Source organism: Antrihabitans stalagmiti, from assembly GCF_016482825.1.
Taxonomy (GTDB): domain Bacteria; phylum Actinomycetota; class Actinomycetes; order Mycobacteriales; family Mycobacteriaceae; genus Antrihabitans; species Antrihabitans stalagmiti.
The window spans coordinates 400,619-418,851 of record NZ_JAEMNV010000002.1 but is presented as its reverse complement, the minus strand read 5'-3'; the positions used below and the strand labels follow the sequence as shown (position 1 = coordinate 418,851).

At 64.9% G+C, this 18,233-nt stretch carries 18 protein-coding genes; 9 read left to right on the top strand and 9 right to left on the bottom strand.

Features of this window, described 5'->3' with window-relative positions; translation table 11 throughout:
• Window positions 1–17 precede the first annotated feature (17 nt).
• Window positions 18–1,124 (top strand): adenosine deaminase, encoded by a 1,107-nt coding sequence (locus tag JGU71_RS06250; RefSeq protein ID WP_199703164.1) that lies wholly within the window; start codon window positions 18–20, stop codon window positions 1,122–1,124.
• 20 nt (window positions 1,125–1,144) lie between these two features.
• On the opposite strand, the gene JGU71_RS06245 is transcribed toward JGU71_RS06250, so the two are convergent.
• Genes JGU71_RS06245 through JGU71_RS06225 form a run of 5 tightly spaced genes read right to left on the bottom strand, consistent with a single transcriptional unit; the run spans window position 1,145 to window position 4,545 of the window.
• Window positions 1,145–2,395 (bottom strand): SatS C-terminal domain-containing protein, encoded by a 1,251-nt coding sequence (locus JGU71_RS06245; RefSeq protein ID WP_199703163.1) that lies wholly within the window; start codon window positions 2,393–2,395, stop codon window positions 1,145–1,147.
• A gap of 33 nt (window positions 2,396–2,428) precedes the next feature.
• Window positions 2,429–2,752, bottom strand: coding sequence for a YbaB/EbfC family nucleoid-associated protein (locus JGU71_RS06240; RefSeq protein WP_199703162.1), 324 nt, complete (start codon window positions 2,750–2,752; stop codon window positions 2,429–2,431).
• The gene (locus JGU71_RS06235; protein ID WP_307829526.1) at window positions 2,749–3,066 is read right to left on the bottom strand and encodes a hypothetical protein; all 318 of its coding nucleotides are present in this window, start codon (window positions 3,064–3,066) and stop codon (window positions 2,749–2,751) included. Before JGU71_RS06235 ends, JGU71_RS06240 begins: the two co-directional genes overlap by 4 nt.
• Window positions 3,067–3,100: 34 nt before the next feature.
• A complete protein-coding gene (locus JGU71_RS06230; RefSeq protein ID WP_199703603.1) occupies window positions 3,101–4,219 on the bottom strand; it encodes a C40 family peptidase in 1,119 nt (372 codons plus the stop codon).
• Between the two features lie 2 nt (window positions 4,220–4,221).
• A complete protein-coding gene (locus JGU71_RS06225) occupies window positions 4,222–4,545 on the bottom strand; it encodes a type VII secretion target (protein ID WP_199703160.1) in 324 nt (107 codons plus the stop codon).
• A 126-nt stretch (window positions 4,546–4,671) separates the two neighbouring features.
• Between JGU71_RS06225 and upp the strand changes: the two genes are divergently transcribed.
• Entirely contained in the window at window positions 4,672–5,295 is a 624-nt protein-coding gene (gene upp / locus JGU71_RS06220) for a uracil phosphoribosyltransferase (RefSeq protein ID WP_199703159.1), read from the top strand.
• On the opposite strand, the gene JGU71_RS06215 is transcribed toward upp, so the two are convergent.
• Together JGU71_RS06215 and JGU71_RS06210 are read right to left on the bottom strand one after the other, a co-directional pair.
• Window positions 5,292–6,776, bottom strand: a complete 1,485-nt coding sequence (locus JGU71_RS06215; protein WP_307829525.1) for a phospho-sugar mutase — start codon at window positions 6,774–6,776, stop codon at window positions 5,292–5,294. The two genes, upp and JGU71_RS06215, sit on opposite strands and share 4 nt — an antisense overlap.
• Window positions 6,773–7,552 (bottom strand): purine-nucleoside phosphorylase, encoded by a 780-nt coding sequence (locus JGU71_RS06210; RefSeq protein ID WP_199703158.1) that lies wholly within the window; start codon window positions 7,550–7,552, stop codon window positions 6,773–6,775. The genes JGU71_RS06215 and JGU71_RS06210 overlap by 4 nt, the downstream gene beginning before the upstream one ends.
• A gap of 61 nt (window positions 7,553–7,613) precedes the next feature.
• Between JGU71_RS06210 and JGU71_RS06205 the strand changes: the two genes are divergently transcribed.
• From JGU71_RS06205 to JGU71_RS06190, 4 genes are all read left to right on the top strand, one after another.
• Window positions 7,614–8,315 (top strand): enoyl-CoA hydratase-related protein, encoded by a 702-nt coding sequence (locus JGU71_RS06205; protein ID WP_199703157.1) that lies wholly within the window; start codon window positions 7,614–7,616, stop codon window positions 8,313–8,315.
• Window positions 8,316–8,328: 13 nt separating this feature from the next.
• On the top strand, window positions 8,329–9,525 hold the full coding sequence (locus tag JGU71_RS06200; protein ID WP_199703156.1) for a M20 family metallopeptidase: 1,197 nt from the start codon (window positions 8,329–8,331) through the stop codon (window positions 9,523–9,525).
• Window positions 9,522–10,676, top strand: coding sequence for a M20 family metallopeptidase (locus JGU71_RS06195; protein WP_199703155.1), 1,155 nt, complete (start codon window positions 9,522–9,524; stop codon window positions 10,674–10,676). The genes JGU71_RS06200 and JGU71_RS06195 overlap by 4 nt, the downstream gene beginning before the upstream one ends.
• A gap of 179 nt (window positions 10,677–10,855) precedes the next feature.
• Window positions 10,856–12,160: an HNH endonuclease gene (locus JGU71_RS06190; protein ID WP_199703154.1), complete on the top strand. Its 1,305-nt coding sequence runs from the start codon at window positions 10,856–10,858 to the stop codon at window positions 12,158–12,160.
• A 42-nt stretch (window positions 12,161–12,202) separates the two neighbouring features.
• Here JGU71_RS06190 and JGU71_RS06185 read toward each other — a convergent pair whose 3' ends face one another.
• Window positions 12,203–12,679, bottom strand: a complete 477-nt coding sequence (locus tag JGU71_RS06185; protein WP_199703153.1) for a gamma-glutamylcyclotransferase family protein — start codon at window positions 12,677–12,679, stop codon at window positions 12,203–12,205.
• 91 nt (window positions 12,680–12,770) lie between these two features.
• Between JGU71_RS06185 and JGU71_RS06180 the strand changes: the two genes are divergently transcribed.
• The 3 genes from JGU71_RS06180 to JGU71_RS06170 all read left to right on the top strand — a co-directional run bounded on the left by JGU71_RS06180 (window position 12,771) and on the right by JGU71_RS06170 (window position 17,238).
• Window positions 12,771–14,174: an NAD(P)H-quinone dehydrogenase gene (locus tag JGU71_RS06180; protein ID WP_199703152.1), complete on the top strand. Its 1,404-nt coding sequence runs from the start codon at window positions 12,771–12,773 to the stop codon at window positions 14,172–14,174.
• Between the two features lie 56 nt (window positions 14,175–14,230).
• Window positions 14,231–15,418, top strand: coding sequence for an aminotransferase-like domain-containing protein (locus JGU71_RS06175; protein ID WP_199703151.1), 1,188 nt, complete (start codon window positions 14,231–14,233; stop codon window positions 15,416–15,418).
• Window positions 15,419–15,504: 86 nt separating this feature from the next.
• Window positions 15,505–17,238 carry a glycerol-3-phosphate dehydrogenase/oxidase gene (locus JGU71_RS06170; RefSeq protein ID WP_199703150.1) on the top strand — a complete coding sequence of 578 codons (1,734 nt, stop codon included), beginning with the start codon at window positions 15,505–15,507 and terminating at the stop codon, window positions 17,236–17,238.
• On the opposite strand, the gene JGU71_RS06165 is transcribed toward JGU71_RS06170, so the two are convergent.
• Complete coding sequence (locus JGU71_RS06165) at window positions 17,205–18,212, bottom strand: oxygenase MpaB family protein (RefSeq protein WP_199703149.1); 1,008 nt, start codon at window positions 18,210–18,212, stop codon at window positions 17,205–17,207. The genes JGU71_RS06170 and JGU71_RS06165 overlap by 34 nt on opposite strands.
• Between the last annotated feature and the right edge of the window lie 21 nt (window positions 18,213–18,233).

Here is an 18,233-nt window from a genome sequence, read left to right as displayed (position 1 = left end):
ACCGCTACGGTCATCGCATGGGTGCAGATTCACTGCGTGGGCCGCAACCGCTCGATCTGGCGTCGATACGCCGTGCCCCGAAAGCGTTGTTGCACGACCACCTCGACGGGGGACTGCGACCGGCGACGATCATCTCTCTAGCCGAGGCGTGCGGCTACGACAAGCTGCCCGCCGACGACCCGGTCGCACTCGGTACCTGGTTCCGCGAATCCGCGTACAGCGGTTCGTTGGTGCGCTATCTCGAAACCTTCGCTCACACAGTGGCAGTCATGCAGACACCTGATGGGCTGACACGGGTTGCCCGTGAATGTGTCGAGGACCTCGCCGACGACGGCGTTGTCTACGCCGAGATCAGGTTCGCGCCCGAGCAGCACCTGGAAGCAGGTCTGTCGCTCGACGAGGTCGTCGAGCACACGCTCGCGGGCTTCGCCGAAGGCGAGTCGGCCGTTGCCGCGTCCGGCAGGACGATTCGTGTCGTGTGCCTGCTCACGGCGATGCGGCACGCTGCGCGCTCGCTCGAAATCGCGGAGCTGGCACTACGTTTCCGTGATCGTGGTGTCGTCGGTTTCGACATTGCAGGGGCGGAGGCAGGCTATCCGCCGAGCCGCCATCTCGATGCGTTCGAACACATGCGAGCGAACAACGCACGCTTCACCATTCACGCGGGCGAGGCCTTCGGACTGCCCTCGATCCACGAGGCGATCGCCTTCTGCGGGGCCGACAGACTAGGTCACGGCGTTCGGATCATCGACGACATCGACCGCACCGGCAGCGAACCGACGCTCGGTCGCGTCGCCAATTACGTTCGCGACAAACGTATTCCGCTCGAACTGTGCCCGACATCCAATGTGCAGACCGGAGCGGTCGAATCGCTGGCCGAGCATCCTTTCGCCCTACTCGCAGAGCTCAGGTTCCGCGTCACGGTGAACACCGACAACCGGCTGCTCGGCGATACGACGATGAGCAACGAAATGCTGGAGCTGGTCAACGCTTTCGGCTACGGCTGGAGCGACCTGGAGCGCTTCACGATCAACGCCATGAAGTCCGCGTTCATCCCCTTCGCGGAACGACTGCGACTCATCGACCACGTCATCAAACCTGGGTTCGCGGTCCTGATCGGGTAACCCGACCAGGACCGATCGGATCAGGCTTTGTTGAGCCGCGTTTCGAATTCCCGCTCGAGAGTCAGCCACGCCTGCGCTTCCGCAGCGAACGGCGGGCTCGGAGCGAGCCGCGACGGATCGGGATTGAGCAGATACGACACGTACCACCCGAGCGGAGTCGACGGTGCGAGCGCCTTCTCGACCGAGTCGTCGCCCGCGTAATCCGCTGCATCGGAGAACAATTCCACGATCAGGTCGAGCTGTTCGGCGTCGACGATTTCCGGGCCTTCGCCGAGGTCGTCGGCAAGTCCGGTGAGAACGTAGACGTTCTCGTCGGTGACCTCGATCTCGAGCGACCCGTCGACCGCTGCGGTCTCGACCTCGGAGTACGTGCTCACCTTGGCGAGATCGTGATCGCTGTTGTCTGCGAGATGCCGAGCGAGCTGACGCTCGGAGGTGAAGACCGTGATGTCACCCTTGGTGCCGAGGAAGATCGGCTCGTCATCCAGATAGCAACGCAGGGTGAAGAAGTCGCCCTCGGAGGTGATGATCTTCACCGGGTCGATCCCGACGGTGTCCCAGAAGGAATCCTCGCCGTCGTCCTCTGGCTCTTCTTCGAAATCGACTGTTTCGAACTCGTCTTCGTCGGCGGATTCGCTGACAGTGTCGTCGGCGTCGACGGTGTTCTCTGCAGCGATCAGCAGTTCGGCTTCGGCAACCTCGACGGCGGCGGCATCTACCTCGGGTGTCGAGACAACCTTGTCGATCGCATCGAGTACCGCGTCCCAGCCCTTGGCGACCGCCGCACCGACCTTGTCCCACAGTGCTTCTCCGTCACGGCCGGCGAAGGCTCGGACGCCGCCAGGCAGCGCGCCCAGAATCGGGTTGGCGCTGAAGAACTTGATGACGACGTCGAGTTCGCACACCTCGCCGATGGTCCGGACCATCTCGAGTGTGTCTTCGAGCTCGGTGACGATCTCGGCGTCGGGCTCGCTCGCGGCCAGTTCGGGAACGGCGACGAGGTCGTAGCAGAAGTTCTCCTCCGGCTCCAGCTCTGCTGCAGACAGTGCCGAGACGACCGACCAGGCCGGATGCTCGACGAGATCGTTGTCCTTGTTCGTGCGAATGAACGCTGCAAGCTCCGCAACGGACGCGAAGCCGTAGAGGTCGTCGTCGTGTCCGAGGAACGCCTCCCATTCGTCATCGCCCTCGCGCCAGCGCGGCGCCCAAAGAGTTACGAGATCGCCATCGGTGAGCCCGAGTTCGATCGGGACGATGTCTCCTACTGCCATGGGCGGAAGCCTATCGACATCGTCGCGCGCGCACTATTGCGGCCCGTCGACTCCGAACGCGTTATTGAGTCGATCGATGACCTGAGCTCGGCGTTCACCGGCGATCCGTGCTGCCTCGTGTGCCGCCGAAGTGATCGAAGGGCCGACCTCGTTCGCAGGTTTGGCTGTTATCGACTCTTCCAGCCAGAGGCCGGTCAGCGTGCCGTTGCCGTCGACCTCCGCCGTTACACAGCCGTCGTCGGACGTGTAGCGAGCGCGAATGCTGCTCAATCCGGCCAGTGCCTCTTCGAGGGACTCCAGCTTGGCGGTCGCTCGATCGACCAGGTTGTCCATTTCTGCTGCCGTCGAGGCGCTCATACCGGCCGCAACCACGATGTCGGAGCGGTTTCGCGCTCTTCGAAATGCGTTTCCTGCGTGACGACCTGGTCGCGAGTCGGCAGACCCAGCCGATCGAGCACGTCGGTGGCAATCCCTGCCTCGGCGAGTTCTTCGCGGCGCAGCGCACCTGCTTCGAGGGTCGCCTGCCTGCAGAGGCGCATGATCTCGTCGGCGAGCGCCGCGGCGCCGTATCGCAGTTCCTGCCTGTCGACGCGAATCTCGACGGGTAAGCCCTGGTCGGTGGCGCAGACTGCGATCGTCGCTCTTCGATTGGACCGCGTGACCGTTGTCACGGGAGGAATTGTTGTCTCGGTACTCATATGATTCTCATTCGGTCGGCCGGTAGAAGCCATGGAAAGCCATACCGATGTTGTCGGTGCGGACGGCGGACACCTGGACGGGATCGCCGGCTTCGACCATCATTCCGTTGCCGACGACCATCGCGACGTGGCCGTCCCAGACGGCAAGATCGCCTGGCATGAGGTCGCCAGGACCCACGGAGGATCCGATCGCCTGCTGGTCGGCGAGGCGAGGTAGGTCGACCCCGGCGTCGCCGTATGCCCACTTGGTCAGGCCGCTGCAGTCGAGTCCCGAGCCCGGCGAATTGCCACCCCACACATAGGGCGTGCCCTGCGCGCTGAGCGCGTTGCGAACCGCTCGAGCAGCTTCTTCGTTGGGTGCCATCGCAGTGCTGCCATCGGGGAGCGTGACCATGACTCCGGTGCCGTCCGAGGGCCGCATTCCCGGTCTGGTTCCCTTGTCGCCGGTCAGTTTGCTCGGCGGTCCGCCTCCGTTGCTTCTGCTCGGCGCTCCGCCGGTGAAAAGTCCAGGCGGCGCCGCGGGTGCTGCGGCGCTCTGGGTCAGCCCGCTGACAAACTTTGCCGCGTCGGAGGGCCCCTGCACAGATGCTGGTGTCGTCGCGGCGGCCGGTGCGGTCGGAGTTGGCACCGGCGCAACGAATTCGAGCATCTTGGCGGTGTGCACCGCGAGCTGGGCGCGTACTTTCGCCACCACCGCGAGTGCGCGACCGAGGTGTTCCACCGCCGCAGCGACGACCATCGCCTGCGCGGGCGGGGTCGCGAGCAGGGGAGCGGCAGCGGAGACGATGGCTACGAACGACTGCAGGATCGCCTCCAACTCGACGACTCCCGCAGCCACGTCGGAGCTCGCGGTCGCCACGACCGCAGCGATATCGGTGCCGCGATCGGAGATGTTGGCATACGAGTCCTGCGTGAGGCCGGCTTTGGTGACCGCATTGAGAGCTGTTGCGCCAGACCAGGACGAGTCGAGCAGGTCGATCGCATCGCGCCCGATCGCGTGGACGGAATCGATGGTTGCCGACGACACTGCCAACGCATCGGCGGGGCCACCGGTGGGAACGAAGCCAGGACCGAAACTCGAGAAGAGATCGATGATGGGTTTGGCGAGGCCGTCGACGTCGATCATCGTCACACCCGCGCGTTTACGTCGGTGCTGCCGAGACCTGCGGCCGTCGCCGAATCGACACCGACGTAACCGGCTGCGGTGGATACCGCAGCTGTGCCCATCGTGGCGACAACGCCGGTGAGTTCGGCGATGGTGGCGAGGTGAGTTGCGTGAGCGGCTGCGAATGCGGCGACGAACTCCCCACCGATCAAGCCGAGCGCGGGACCGAGCAGGGCGGGCCCGGCCGCCGCGGTTTCCGTACCTGCGGCCGCCAGTCCGATCGCCATGACGTCGGCGACGGCACCGTAGCCGTGTATCGCCCCCGTCTCGGCCGATAGATCACTCACGCGCGATTCCCCCCGGGTGTCGGTGTGCCTTCACAGTGTTCGACGCGCGCAATGGCCAAACGGTTCCATGGGTTTCTCGGGATTCTTGCGATTGCTCGCAGCCTCTCGGCCACTAGGGTTTCACCCATGCGCACTCAGGTCGTCGATCATCCGCTGGCATCCGCATTGCTCACCACGATGCGCGACGAACGCACCGACAACGCCGCTTTCCGGGCTGCCCTTCGCGAGCTGACGCAGATGCTGATCTACGAGGCCATCCGCGATGCTCCAACGGAGGAATTCGACGTGCAGACGCCCGTCGCGCGGACCCGCGGTGTCCGGTTGGCCAACCCGCCACTGCTCGTACCGGTCCTGCGCGCAGGGTTGGGCATGGTCGATCAGGCCAGCGCGTCGATACCTCAGGCTCGTGTCGGGTTCGTCGGGATGGCCCGCGACGAGGAGACTCACGAACCTGTCTCGTACCTCGAGTCACTGCCGGACAGTCTTGCGGGCATCCCCGTCTACGTCCTCGATCCGATGTTGGCCACCGGCGGATCGATGCGCTGCACGATCGAATTGCTCGTCGCCCGTGGAGCGACCGACATCACCGCCGTCTGCGTCGTCGCGGCGCCGGAAGGCATTGCGGCCTTGGAGAAATCGGGCTTCCCGGTTCGATTGGTGACAGCGAGCATCGACGACGGTCTCAACGGCGCGGCATTCATCGTCCCCGGTCTCGGCGACGCGGGGGACAGGCAGTTCGGGCCACGTTAGCCGGTGAATGCGCGCAGTTCCGCCAACCTGCTTTGCGCCTGAGCGCGCGCCCGTGGGAGATCGTCGCGCGTGGCGACGGGTTCGACGACTTCGAGATAGAACTTGAGTTTCGGTTCCGTACCGGACGGACGCACAACGACTCTCGCAGTTGCAGTTTCGTAGATCAACGTGTCAGAACGCAGCTGCCCACGCCGTTCGAGTAGATCGATCGTCGAGACTGATTCGTCTGCAAGGGTTTTCGGTGGTTCGGCGCGGAGTCGGGCCATCGTCGCTGCGATGTCGGCAACTGCAGCGAACCGTTGCGACACACCGACGCCTGCGTGCAGCCCGAATTCCAGTGCGTAATCGTCGAGGACGTCGAGCACGCTGCGGCCCTGTGCGGCAAGTGCCGCGACGAGGTCAGCTATGACGATCGCAGCGGTGATGCCGTCCTTGTCGCGCACCGCATTCGGGTCGACGCAGTGCCCGATGGCCTCCTCGTAGGCATAGACAAGGCCCGACCCGGCGCGGACCAGCCATTTGAAGCCTGTGAGAGTCTCGGCGTGCCGTGCACCTCGTGCGGCGGCGATCTTGGCAAGCAACCGCGACGAGACAACCGTGCTCGCAACTAGGGCATCGGCTTTCGCGCCCGCCAGCACGTAATCGCCGAGCAGCGCCCCTGTTTCGTCGCCGGTGAGCATCCGCCAGCCAGCGGGTCCGGGTACTCCGACCGCGCAACGGTCGGCGTCGGGGTCGAGCGCTATCGCGACGTCGGCGCCGACCTCCTCGGCGAGTTCGAGCAGCAGGTCGGCTGCACCAGGTTCTTCGGGATTCGGAAATGCAACGGTGGGAAAGTCGGGGTCTGGATCGAATTGTGCTGCGACGGTGTGGATATCGGTGAATCCAGCAGCTTGCAGCGCGGCTACCGCTGTCTCGCCACCGACGCCGTGCATCGCGGTGAGCGCGATCCGAACGGTGCGTTCGGGTGAGCGGGGCAGTGTTGCCGCCCGAGCGAGATATCGACGCAGCAGCGCGTCGTCGACAGGTGCGACGTCGGTGCGGTCGACGCCCGCCGCCTCGCCGACCTGTGCGATCGCCGCCTCGATCTCGGTGTCTGCAGGCGCGAGCAGTTGCGCGCCGCCAGAGACGTAGACCTTGTAGCCGTTGTCGCTTGCGGGGTTGTGTGACGCGGTGATCTGGACACCTGCGACGGCGTCGAGTGCACGGACAGCGAATGCGGTGACCGGCGTCGGGAGCGGTTTCGGAAGGGCCTTGACGGCGAATCCTGCCGCCGCGAGGACTTCGGCTGTCGCCGTTGCGAATTCGGCCGAGTTGTGCCGCGCGTCGTGGCCGACAACGACCACACCGCCACCGAGACACCGATCGCGCAGCCAGGAAGCGAGGCCTGCCGTCGTGCGAACGACGACGTCGAGGTTCATACCGTCCGGACCGTCGACCATGGGTCCGCGCAGGCCGGCTGTCCCGAATTGGAGCGGACTCACAGCGCTGCAACCACATCGCGAAGGAGTTTGCCGATCCGCGGCGCCGCAGCCAAGCCCTCGGCGAGTACTTCGGTGTGATTCAACGGTTCTCCCGTGACACCGGCGGCAAGATTCGTCACGAGCGAGACGCCGAGCACACGAGCGCCGAGGGACCGTGCCGCAATCGTTTCCAACACCGTCGACATGCCGACGAGGTCGGCTCCGAGGGTGCGCAGCATGCGAATTTCGGCCGGTGTCTCGTACTGCGGTCCGGTCAGTCCGGCGTAGACGCCGTCGCGCAGGGTCGGATCGACGGTGCGGGCAAGTGCGCGCAACCCGGGATCGTAAGCATCGACCAGGTCGACGAATTCGGCACCGACCAGCGGCGATCGACCGGTCAGGTTGAGGTGATCTCCGATCAGGACGGGTTCGCCGACCCGAAGTCCGTCCCGGATCCCACCGGCAGCATTCGTGAGGATCAGAGTTTCGGCGCCGGCAGCGCATGCCGTGCGAATCGGGTGGGCAACGTCGGCTGGTTCGCAGCCTTCGTACAGATGGCTGCGACCGAGTAACAGCAGGACCGGCGTCCCCGAGACGTCCACCGACAGCACCCGCCCGACGTGTCCTGCCGCCGAGGGCAACACGAAACCGGGTATCGCATCCATCGGTATCGATGCGTTGGGAACACCGAACTCCGCTGCAGCTGCCTGCCAACCCGATCCGAGCACAACCGCGACACGATGTTCGGCGATACCGGTACGCGCTGCGATGACGGCAGCGGCATGGGTGGCGTTCATATGAGCGAGCCATTCATAGGAGCGAGCGTAGTGGCGGCAGGCACTCGCTATCCTTCCTCCCATGCCATATCTGAAGCGCGACGGTGACGTCTTCGTCCTCTACCTCGGCAACGAGGGTCAGACCGACAGCGAAAATCGCTTCCATCCCGACTGGATCGACGAGCTGCACGCGACACTCGACGAGGTCGCGGCAAGCGAAGGCCCCGCGGCACTCGTCACGACGGCGACCGGCAAGTTCTATTCGAACGGGCTCGACACCGACTGGTTGTTCGGCAACCTGGACAAGATCCACTGGTACCTCGATCGTGTACACACCGTTTTCAGTCGCTTGCTCACGTTTCCCATGGCAACGGTCGCGGCCGTCAACGGACACGCCTTCGGCGCAGGTGCGATGACGGCGACGTCACACGACTTCCGGGTGATGCGCTCCGACCGCGGCTACTACAGCCTGCCAGAGGTGCTGCTCAACATGCCGTTCACCGTCGGCATGAATTCGCTGGTCACGACCAGACTCGGCAACCAGGTCGCGGTGTCGACCATGACGACGGGGCGACGCGTCGGCGGCGCGGAAGCCTTGGCGTCGGGGATCGTCGACGGGACTGCCGAGGGTGACGCGGTGTTGGCGGAAGCGGTCCGTCGTGCCGCCGAGTTGACCCGCACCCGCGGCGCGAATCTCGGAACGATCAAGGCCAGTCTGCACGCCCCGGTCCTCGAGGCGCTCGCCGTACAGACGAGCGAGGCAAACCTGCAGTTCGGCAAGTGAGAGACTGATCGGCATGGCTCTCGGTGTTGACTCGGCGCGGACCGAGACAGTTGTCTCGGCTGCTGCCGGCGATTTGATCGCTTTGTCGCATTCGATCCACGCCGAACCAGAACTTGCGTTCACCGAATACAAAAGCGCCGCCAAGATCGTCGAACTGCTTGCGCAGCACGGATTCGAGATCGAATCGGGCATCGCAGGAATGGCAACCGCCTTTACCGCGACCTACGGCAGCGGCGACCTGGTCGTTGCGTTGTGTGCCGAGTACGACGCGTTGCCCGAGATCGGGCATGCCTGCGGGCACAACATCATCGCGGCATCCGCAGTCGGTGCTGCGGTGGCGTTGGCTGCCGTGGCGGACGAGGTCGGTATCACCGTCACCGTTGTCGGAACTCCTGCCGAGGAGAGTGGCGGAGGCAAGGTGATCCTGCTCGAGGCGGGTGTATTCGACACTGCCGCAATGGCTTTGATGGTGCATCCCGGCCCGTTCGATATTGTTGGGGCAAGTTCGCTCGCCCTCGCCGATATCGCAGTCGAATTCACTGGCCGTGCCGCGCATGCCTCGGCCGCACCTGAGTACGGGCGGAATGCCGCGGATGCGATCACCGTGGCGCAGGTGGGGCTCGGTCTGCTGCGGCAGCATCTGGCACCGGGGCAGCAGCTGCACGGAATCGTCAGTGCTGGTGGCACCGCGCCGAACATCGTTCCCGCGCACACCGAACTGCTGTACTACCTGCGGGCCACGTCCGCTGCGGCATTGGTGGAGTTGCAGGAGCGTGCGTATGCGTGTTTCGCAGCGGGCGCGCTTGCAACCGGGTGTACTCACACGATCCGTACGGTCTCGCCGACGTACACGGAGCTGACACCGGATCGCGAGTTGGCGCAGGCATATCGTGAAGTAATAGTGGCGATGGGGCGCGACCCGATCGCGCCGGAACTGGAAGGATCGCGGCCCCTCGGCAGCACAGACATGGGCAATGTGACGAACGTTCTACCGGGCATTCACCCGGTCATCGGAATCGACTCCGAGGGGTCGGTTACCCATCAACCTGCATTCGCTGCGGCGAGTGTGAACGCATCGGCGGACCGCGCCGTCCTCGACGGTGCAGTCGCGTTGGCGCGAACCACGATCGAGATGGTGACCGATCCTGTCCAGCGGGCTCGCCTGCTCGATCTGCAGGCGCGCCGCACCAAGATCGGGTCGAGCCGATGAACGACTTCGTCGAGCCGTGGCTCGAACGTCATACGGCAGACCTTGTCAAGTGGCGCAGGCACATTCATGCGAATCCGGAGTTGGCGCGCAACGAGTACGCGACGACAGCGTTCGTCGTATCGAAGCTGACCGAGGCGGGCCTGACCCCGAAGGTGCTCCCCGGCGGCACCGGCCTGATCTGCGACATCGGGCCTGACGGTCCACGCGTCGCGTTGCGTGCCGACATGGATGCCCTACCGCTGCAGGAGTTCACGGGCGCGACATACGCGTCGACGGTCCCCGGTGTCTCGCACGCCTGCGGTCACGATGCGCACACGACGATTCTGCTCGGTGCTGCGCTTGCCTTGAACACGGCGAAGTCGCTGCCGGTCGGGGTTCGGCTCGTTTTCCAGCCCGCCGAAGAGGTATTTCCCGGTGGCGCGCTCGAGGTGGTCGCGACCGGCGCCATGAGCGGGGTGTCGCGAATGTATGCGCTGCACTGCGATCCGCGGTTGGAGGTCGGTCGCGTCGGCATCCGCGTCGGTGCCATCACATCCGCCGCCGACGTCGTCGAGTTGGTGCTCGATTCGCCGGGTGGCCACACGTCACGTCCGCATCTGACGACCGATCTCGTCTACGCGATCGGCACGGTCATCACCGGACTACCCGGCATCCTCAGCAGGCGTATCGATCCGCGGACCAGCACAGTCATGGTCTGGGGTGCGGTGAGTGCGGGTAAGGCGCTCAACGCGATACCGCAGACCGGAATGCTCGCCGGAACAGTGCGTACGGGCGATCACGACACCTGGGTTCTGCTGGAACCGATGGTCCGCGAGATCGTCAACGGATTGCTCGCGCCGACCGGGGTGCGTTACGAACTGAACTACCGCCGGGGTGTGCCACCGGTGGTGAACGACGAGCATGCGACGCGCATTTTCGAGAACGCCATCCGACGGGTGGGCCCGGATGCGCTTGCCGACACACAGCAGTCGGGCGGCGGTGAAGATTTCTCCTGGTACCTGGAAGAGGTTCCGGGCGCGATGGCTCGACTCGGCGTCTGGTCGGGGGAGGGTCCGCAGCACGATCTTCACCAGCCGACATTCGACCTCGACGAACGTGCTCTCGCGGTCGGCGTCCGAGTCCTGACGAACCTGGTGCTCGAGTCGGCCTGAGGCTGGTTGCTGGCGTCGTCGCGACGTCGAGAGGTATCGGTCGGACCGGGTTCGGGCGTCCCCGCGGGGACGCGTGGGCTGGGTTCCGACGTCCCCGCGGGGACGTTTCGGCGATCCGTTTCTGTCGGTGGCCCGCGGTGGTTTGTCGAACATCAGTTCTATCGAAACGGGGAGATTCGATGAACACCACAGAACTGCCGACAACTCACTGGGCGGAACGGCCGATCGAGGAGATCGAAACCGAAATCTGTTCTCTCGCCGGACAGATCGCCGCCGCCACCGCACGGTTCCTGGTCCTGCTCGCCGAATTCGACGCCCGCCGCGGCTGGGCCGGCTGGCAACTGCACTCCGCTGCCCACTGGCTGTCCTGGAAAGCTGGCGTCAGCCTGCACACCGCCCGTGAACAGGTCCGCGTCGCGAACGCCGTCACCGTATTACCGCGGATCGCGCAGGCGTTCGCCGAGGGCCGGGTGTCCTATTCCAAAGTTCGTGCTCTCACCCGGGTCGCGACACCCCACACCGAAGAATCGTTGCTGCGCATCGCCCTGCCATCACCCGCCGCGCATCTGGACCGACTCGTCCGCGGCCTGGTCCGACAAACCCGCACCCCCGATGACACAGATACCGACCGTGCCGGTGGGCGGTGGTTCTACGACGACGACGGCTACCTGGTTCTGATGGCCCGATTCCGTCCCGATGATGGGGCCCGATTCCTCGCCGCCCTCACCCGCGCCGAGTGTGAACGGACCCGCACCGACGACAACGAGCCGGACCTGACCGCACCGGCACCCTCGAATCCGGTTCCGGCGATGGTGGCGATGGCCGAGACCCTGTGCACCGCCGAGTCTCCGGTCGTGTCGCCGGCCGCCGATGTGCTGGTCCACCTGGGTCCGGACGGGACAGCACTGGACGCTCCGCATGCTCATCTCGACGACGGAGCCGGTCTCGACTCGCAGACTCTGGAAACAGTGCTGTGCACCGCGTCGGTGCGGCTGATCCGGCACGGGCGTCTCGGACCGACCATCGCCTGGGACAGGTCTCGACGTCGGCCGAGTCGAACCCTGCTGCGGCAGTTGCTGATCCGGGATCGATGCTGCACAGTTCCGGGCTGTGGCCGCACCCGGTTTCTGCATGCGCATCACGTTGTCTACTATTCGCGGGGCGGTCCGACTGATCTCGACAATCTGACCCTGCTGTGCGGTGAACATCATCGCGCATTGCACGACGGACAGTTCACCATCACCGCCGACGGCAATCAGCACTTCACCTTCGCAGACCTCGACGGACGCAGAATCGACTACGCGCCACTGCTGTCCGGCGACGTCGACGACCTCAGTCGCCGCTACCACTACGTCGATCCCGATGCTGTCACTGCTGATTGGTCCGGTGAGCCGCTCGATGCCAGCTTCGCCACCGACGTCCTGCTCCGCAACTGGGACCTCGAGAAGCGCCGCCGCGACACCGACCTCGCGACGGCGGCCTAGACGGCCGGCCGACGCTGACGCAGTGTTACTGCTCGAGCCCGGTTACTGCTCGAACCCGCCGAAGGTGCCGGGGCCGACATTGCGGCTGTTGCGGGTGCGTAGGTCGTGAACGTATTCCTCCGGTGCGCCTGCCTTCTCGGCGGCGTCCGCCATCACGCCGATGTAGCGCGCGGACGGTAGCCCACCCTCGTATGCGTCCATTACGTAGAGCCAGGCGAGCACGGGCCGATCGGCCGTTGCGACGCGCAGGCGGATCTTGCGGTGGATACCGAGTTCGGAGCCCTCCCAGCGGTCCAGCCGCTGTTCGTCCTCGTCGGAGACGTCGTAGAGCACGACGAATACTCGTGATCCCGGTTCCTCGACGACCGTTGCCAGTGCGCCTTCCCAGCCGATGTCTCCACCGCTGAAAGTCAGCCGCCAGCCTTCCAACCAGCCCGTACCCGCCATCGGCGAGTGCGGGCAGCGTTCCAGCATCTGCTCGGGATCCATGTTCGACCCGTACGCGGCATAAATCGGCACGGCGGCCAGCCTATCGCGACGTACCTACGGTAGTGAACGTCGGCGCGCCTTTGCAGTGCACGGGTCGGTGGCCTCGAATAGCGTTAGGCCTATGACTCGGATCGTGATCATCGGTGGCGGACCAGCTGGATACGAGGCGGCGCTGGTCGCCGCACAACATGGGGCGTCGGTGTCACTCATCGATTCGGATGGCGTCGGCGGCGCGTGTGTGCTGTACGACTGCGTGCCGTCGAAGACGTTCATCGCGTCGACGGGGGTGCGGACCGATCTCCGGCGCGCCAACGATCTCGGTATCAACCTCGATCCGGAGCAGGCGCTGATTTCGCTGCCGCAGATTCATTCTCGTGTGAAAAGTCTGCCCTTCGCGCAGTCGAGCGACATTCGTGCCCGTTTGCTGACTGTCGGTGTGACGCTGTTGTCCGGGCGTGGCGAGATCATCGATCCGCGGGTTGGGCTCGCCGCGCACCAGGTGCGCGCGATCCTGGCAGACGGCACCGAGCAGATCCTCGACACCGATGTGGTGTTGATCGCCACCGGTGCGAGTCCGCGGGTGCTTGCCGGCGCGGAACCGGACGGTGAGCGGATCCTGAACTGGCGCCAGCTCTACGACCTCGAGGAACTCCCGACGCATCTTGTCGTCGTCGGCTCGGGCGTGACGGGTGCCGAGTTCGTATCTGCGTACACCGAGATGGGTGTTCAGGTGACGTCGGTGTCGAGCCGCAACCGCGTGTTGCCGCACGAAGACGAGGACGCTGCGTTGGTGTTGGAGGACGCGCTCGCCGAACGCGGTGTGAAGCTGGTGAAGCAGGCCCGCGCCGAGTCCGTGACACGGACGGCCGACGGGATTCTGGTGACCCTGTCGGACGGTCGCACGGTCGAAGGTTCGCACGCACTGATGACCGTTGGTTCGGTCCCCAACACCGATGGGCTCGGTCTGGACAAGGTCGGAATCGAGCTCGACAAGGGTGGCTTCCTGCGGGTCGATCGGGTTTCGCGGACAACGGTTTCCGGCATCTACGCGGCGGGCGACTGCACGGGTCTGTTGCCGTTGGCTTCGGTCGCGGCGATGCAGGGCAGAATCGCGATGTATCACGCGCTCGGCGAGGGCGTCAGCCCGATCAAGTTGAAGACCGTCGCATCTGCGGTGTTCACCCGACCGGAAATTGCGACCGTCGGCGTGAGCCAGGCGTCGATCGACAGTGGCGAGGTGCCCGCTCGCACGGTCATGCTGCCGCTCAACACCAACCCGCGGGCCAAGATGTCCGGCCTGCGCCGCGGTTTCGTCAAGATCTTCTGTCGGCCTGCAACGGGTGTCGTCATCGGCGGCGTCGTCGTCGCACCCGTCGCTTCGGAGCTGATCCTGCCGATTGCGATCGCTGTGCAGAACAATCTGTCGGTGAACGATCTTGCGCAGACGTTCTCGGTGTACCCGTCGCTGTCGGGCTCGGTTATCGAGGCCGCCAGGCAGCTCATGCGGCACGACGACTTGGACTAGTCTCATAATGTGAGACGGCCATTTCATATGCTGGCACAGGCGTGAGAAAATCGTGCATGCATCCCGCGCCACAACTAGCTCGACGACTGGACAGTTTGCGCAGCTCCGCGATTCGCGACCTGCTGACCGTGACTGCACGCGCCGACATCATCAGCCTTGCAGGCGGTCTACCCGACCCGGAGTTGGTACCGCGGGCCCGTATTGCAGCGGCAGCGGTCGACGCTCTCGGTGGGCTCAGCGCGGTGCAGTACACCGAGACGCCGGGTTGGGCGGGGCTGCGCGAGGTGCTTGCCGCGCGCAACTCTGTGCAGTGTGGCCGTCCGGTCGGGGTGAACGAAATCTTCACGACGCACGGTTCGCAGCAGGCGCTGAGCCTGCTTGCCCAGGTGCTGATCGATCCCGGCGCGGTCGTCGTTGTCGAAAACCCTGCGTATATCGGTGCGCTGCAATCCTTTCGGGCTGTCGACGCGAAGATCGAAGCGCTGCCGATGGACGCGGACGGACTATCGGTCGATGCGTTGGAAGAACTCCTCGCGACGGGTGTGCGTCCGACCGTCGTTCACACGGTCAGCAACTTTCACAACCCCGCAAGTCGTTCGTTGAGTACTGACCGTCGCATCCGGTTGGCCGCGCTTGCAGAGCAATTCGGCTTCTGGGTGATCGAGGACGACCCGTACGGCGAGATCTGGTTCGACGAACCGTCGCCGAGACCCGTTGCGGCGTATTCGGATCGGGTCATCAGACTGTCGAGCGCGTCCAAGATCATCGCTCCCGCCCTGCGGACCGGATGGTTGCAGGCGCCCGAGCACGTCTGTCGTGCAGTCGAATTGGTGCGCCAAGGTGCCGACCTCTGTGGTTCGGCGTTGACGCAGCAGATCGTCGCGGAGCTCATCGCCGACGACCGCTGGCTCGAACACCACATCGACGGGGTGCGGGCCGCGTACCGGGAACGGGCCGAGATTCTCTGCGCGGCAGTCGATCAGGAGTTCGGCGACGTCATCGAGCGCACCGACGTCACCGGTGGCATGTTCTGCTGGATCGACTTTCTCGACGGCACCGACACTCAGAAACTGTTGCCGCTTGCGCTGCAGGCGGGCGTCGCTTTCGTTCCTGGCTCGGCTTTCGCAGTAGGTGACGGCTACCAGAACTCGATGCGTCTGTGCTTCACCACCTCCGACGGGCCGGTGCTGGAGGCAGCGGTGACGAGGCTTGCGCGCGCCCACGAGGAACTTGCGCTCGCCTGACTCACCGGTGACGGCTTATCGTTCGTCTCAGGCACCAAAGCTACTAGCCTGGGTTTCGACCCGTCGCCAATTGACAGGAGCTCACGTTGACGAAGCAGCCAGGAGCGCAGTTTCTGGGTCCCCAGCAACGTGACCTCGCGTGGGAGCAACTTCAGAAGGAACAGTTCGACATCGTGGTCATCGGCGGTGGCGTGGTCGGCGCCGGAACTGCCCTCGACGCTGCGACCCGCGGCCTCAAGGTCGCGCTCGTCGAGGCACGAGATTTTGCGTCCGGCACGTCGAGTCGGTCGTCGAAGATGTTCCACGGTGGGCTCAGGTATCTCGAGCAGCTCGAATTCGGGTTGGTGCGCGAGGCGTTGCGTGAACGCGAACTGTCGCTGACGACGCTCGCACCGCACCTGGTGAAGCCCCTGCCGTTCCTGTTCCCGCTGACCCATCGAGGCTGGGAGCGGCCCTATGTGGCCGCCGGAATGCTGCTCTACGACCAGCTGGGCGGCGCGAAGTCGGTTCCGGCGCAGAAACATCTGACTCGGTCGGGCGCGCTGCGCCTGGCACCGGGCCTCAAGCGAAACTCCCTCGTCGGCGGAATTCGGTTCTACGACACCGTTGTCGACGACGCACGGCACACGATGACAGTGGCGCGGACTGCGGCGTACTACGGCGCGGTCGTCCGAACATCGACCCAGGTTGTCGGCTTTCTGCGCGAAGCGGATCGGGTTTCCGGTGTGCGCGTGCATGATTCGGAAGACGGTCGCTCGGCGGAGATTCGCGCCCACGTCGTCGTCAACGCCACCGGGGTGTGGACCGACGAGATCCAGGCCCTGTCGCGGCAGAAGGGCCGTTTTCGGGTTCGGGCATCGAAGGGAGTGCACATCGTCGTGCCGCGGGATCGCATCGTCAGCGAGGCGGCGATCATTCTGCGTACCCCGACATCGGTGCTGTTTCTGATTCCGTGGGGCACACATTGGATCATCGGCACGACCGACACCGATTGGAACCTGGATCTCGCGCATCCTGCCGCGACGAAGGCAGATATCGACTACATCCTCACCCGCGTCAATCAAGTGCTTGTGACTCCGCTGACCCATGCCGACATCGACGGTGTCTATGCCGGGCTGCGTCCGTTGCTCGCGGGCGAGAGCGACGAGACGTCGAAGCTGTCACGTGAACACGCTGTCGCCAGGGTTGCGCCGGGGTTGATCGCCATTGCCGGCGGCAAGTACACGACCTATCGCGTCATGGCCGAGGACGCGGTCGAGGCTGCGGCCGAAGACATTCCGGCCCGGGTGTCACCGTCGATCACGCAGAAGGTGCCGCTGATGGGCGCCGACGGCTACTTCGCGTTGGTGAATCAGACGCTGCACCTCGGCGAGATCTACGGTCTGCATCCGTATCGGGTCAAGCACCTGCTCGACCGCTACGGCTCGTTGCTCGACGAGGTCATGGAGCTGGCGAAGGCACAGCCGGAACTCCTTGCACCGCTGACCGATGCCCCGTCGTACCTGCAGGTGGAGATCGTCTATGCGGCAGCAGCCGAGGGTGCTCTACATCTGGAAGACATTCTTGCTCGGCGAACCCGCATCGCCATCGAGTACCCGCATCGCGGCAAGAACTGTGCCGAGCAGGTGGCGCGGCTGGTTGCGCCCGTGCTCGGGTGGGACGCCGCGGACATCGACCGTGAGTTGGAGACGTACCTGGCGCGTGTCGATGCCGAAGTTCGGTCACAGGCGCAGCCCGACGACGAGTCCGCGGACGCGCTACGCGCCGCGGCTCCCGAAGCGCGCGGTCAGCTGCTCGAACCGGTGCCGATCGGACGCTGAACCCTGCCGACCGGGCATTCCGCCCGGTACGGGTTGTAGTGGCGCGGCGAGTCCCATTCGTCGACCGGTGGTGCGAACATCCGCGGAGTTTGCGGCAGCGGCGCGTCGGCGGGGATCTTGCCTCGTGCGCGATCGAGCGCGGCCATGGCGCGCGGGTGCAGCATCATGCGCTCGGGGAGGTAGCGAGTCACGATGCCGGACGTCATCGATGATGCTGCTGCGACGCCTTTGAATGCGATGCGGTCGGCGAGGGTCCAGCGGTAGCCCATGCGCTTGCGGACTGGTTCATCGAACATGCCGACGGTGAGCCAGGTGTAGACCGTCGCGACGACGGGGCGAAGGGCCGGCCACACCGCCTCGGGAATCGGTAGGAAGAACGGATGATCGAGGCTGCCCAAGTCCAGTACGTCGCGCGTTGCTTTGTTGTCTTCCAACACGTTTCGGCACATGTCGTCCCAGTAGTCCTGGAAGTCTTCCCAGCTCCTCGGCACCGGCCGCATGCTGACGCCGTACATCCGATACCAGTCGACGTGCTCGTCGTACAGTTGCTGTTTGTCCGCCTCGGTCAGCCCGCCCGCGAAGTGCTCGGCGAAATTGACGATCCCCATGAAAAACGTTGCATGTGCCCAGTAGAAGACGTCGGGATCCAGGGCGTGATAGCGACGGCCGTGCTTGTCGACGCCTTTGATGTCGCGGTGATAGTCGCGCACCTCGGCGCCTGTCTGCGGCGCGCGATCGCCGTCGTAGACGACGCCTTCGATCGGGTAGGTCGACCGGTTGAGGCGTTGCCACCGCTCGTCGAAGAATCGGGAGTGCTCCTCGACCGCTGCGCCGAGTTTCGGATGCATGTTCTGCATCGCACCACTCCACGGGGCGGTCAGGAAGATTCGGTTGTCGCCGAAATACTTCCAGGTGAGTGAATCGGGACCGAGTGGGAACAATTCTTCCGGAGCGACGCTGCTCTGACTACTCATGTTGTCAGACTATGTGTGACA

What these genes read in the sequence shown, in the direction of transcription:
- JGU71_RS06230 (WP_199703603.1), bottom strand. Translation starts at nt 4,219, where the DNA reads ATGATCGACGTCGACGGCCTCGCCAAACCCATCATCGATCTCTTCTCG.
- JGU71_RS06165 (WP_199703149.1), bottom strand. Translation starts at nt 18,212, where the DNA reads ATGAGTAGTCAGAGCAGCGTCGCTCCGGAAGAATTGTTCCCACTCGGT.
- JGU71_RS06200 (WP_199703156.1), top strand. Translation starts at nt 8,329, where the DNA reads ATGGCTCTCGGTGTTGACTCGGCGCGGACCGAGACAGTTGTCTCGGCT.
- JGU71_RS06205 (WP_199703157.1), top strand. Translation starts at nt 7,614, where the DNA reads ATGCCATATCTGAAGCGCGACGGTGACGTCTTCGTCCTCTACCTCGGC.
- JGU71_RS06210 (WP_199703158.1), bottom strand. Translation starts at nt 7,552, where the DNA reads ATGAACGCCACCCATGCCGCTGCCGTCATCGCAGCGCGTACCGGTATC.
- JGU71_RS06250 (WP_199703164.1), top strand. Translation starts at nt 18, where the DNA reads ATGGGTGCAGATTCACTGCGTGGGCCGCAACCGCTCGATCTGGCGTCG.
- JGU71_RS06180 (WP_199703152.1), top strand. Translation starts at nt 12,771, where the DNA reads ATGACTCGGATCGTGATCATCGGTGGCGGACCAGCTGGATACGAGGCG.
- JGU71_RS06240 (WP_199703162.1), bottom strand. Translation starts at nt 2,752, where the DNA reads ATGAGCGCCTCGACGGCAGCAGAAATGGACAACCTGGTCGATCGAGCG.
- upp (WP_199703159.1), top strand. Translation starts at nt 4,672, where the DNA reads ATGCGCACTCAGGTCGTCGATCATCCGCTGGCATCCGCATTGCTCACC.
- JGU71_RS06245 (WP_199703163.1), bottom strand. Translation starts at nt 2,395, where the DNA reads ATGGCAGTAGGAGACATCGTCCCGATCGAACTCGGGCTCACCGATGGC.
- JGU71_RS06175 (WP_199703151.1), top strand. Translation starts at nt 14,231, where the DNA reads ATGCATCCCGCGCCACAACTAGCTCGACGACTGGACAGTTTGCGCAGC.
- JGU71_RS06195 (WP_199703155.1), top strand. Translation starts at nt 9,522, where the DNA reads ATGAACGACTTCGTCGAGCCGTGGCTCGAACGTCATACGGCAGACCTT.
- JGU71_RS06190 (WP_199703154.1), top strand. Translation starts at nt 10,856, where the DNA reads ATGAACACCACAGAACTGCCGACAACTCACTGGGCGGAACGGCCGATC.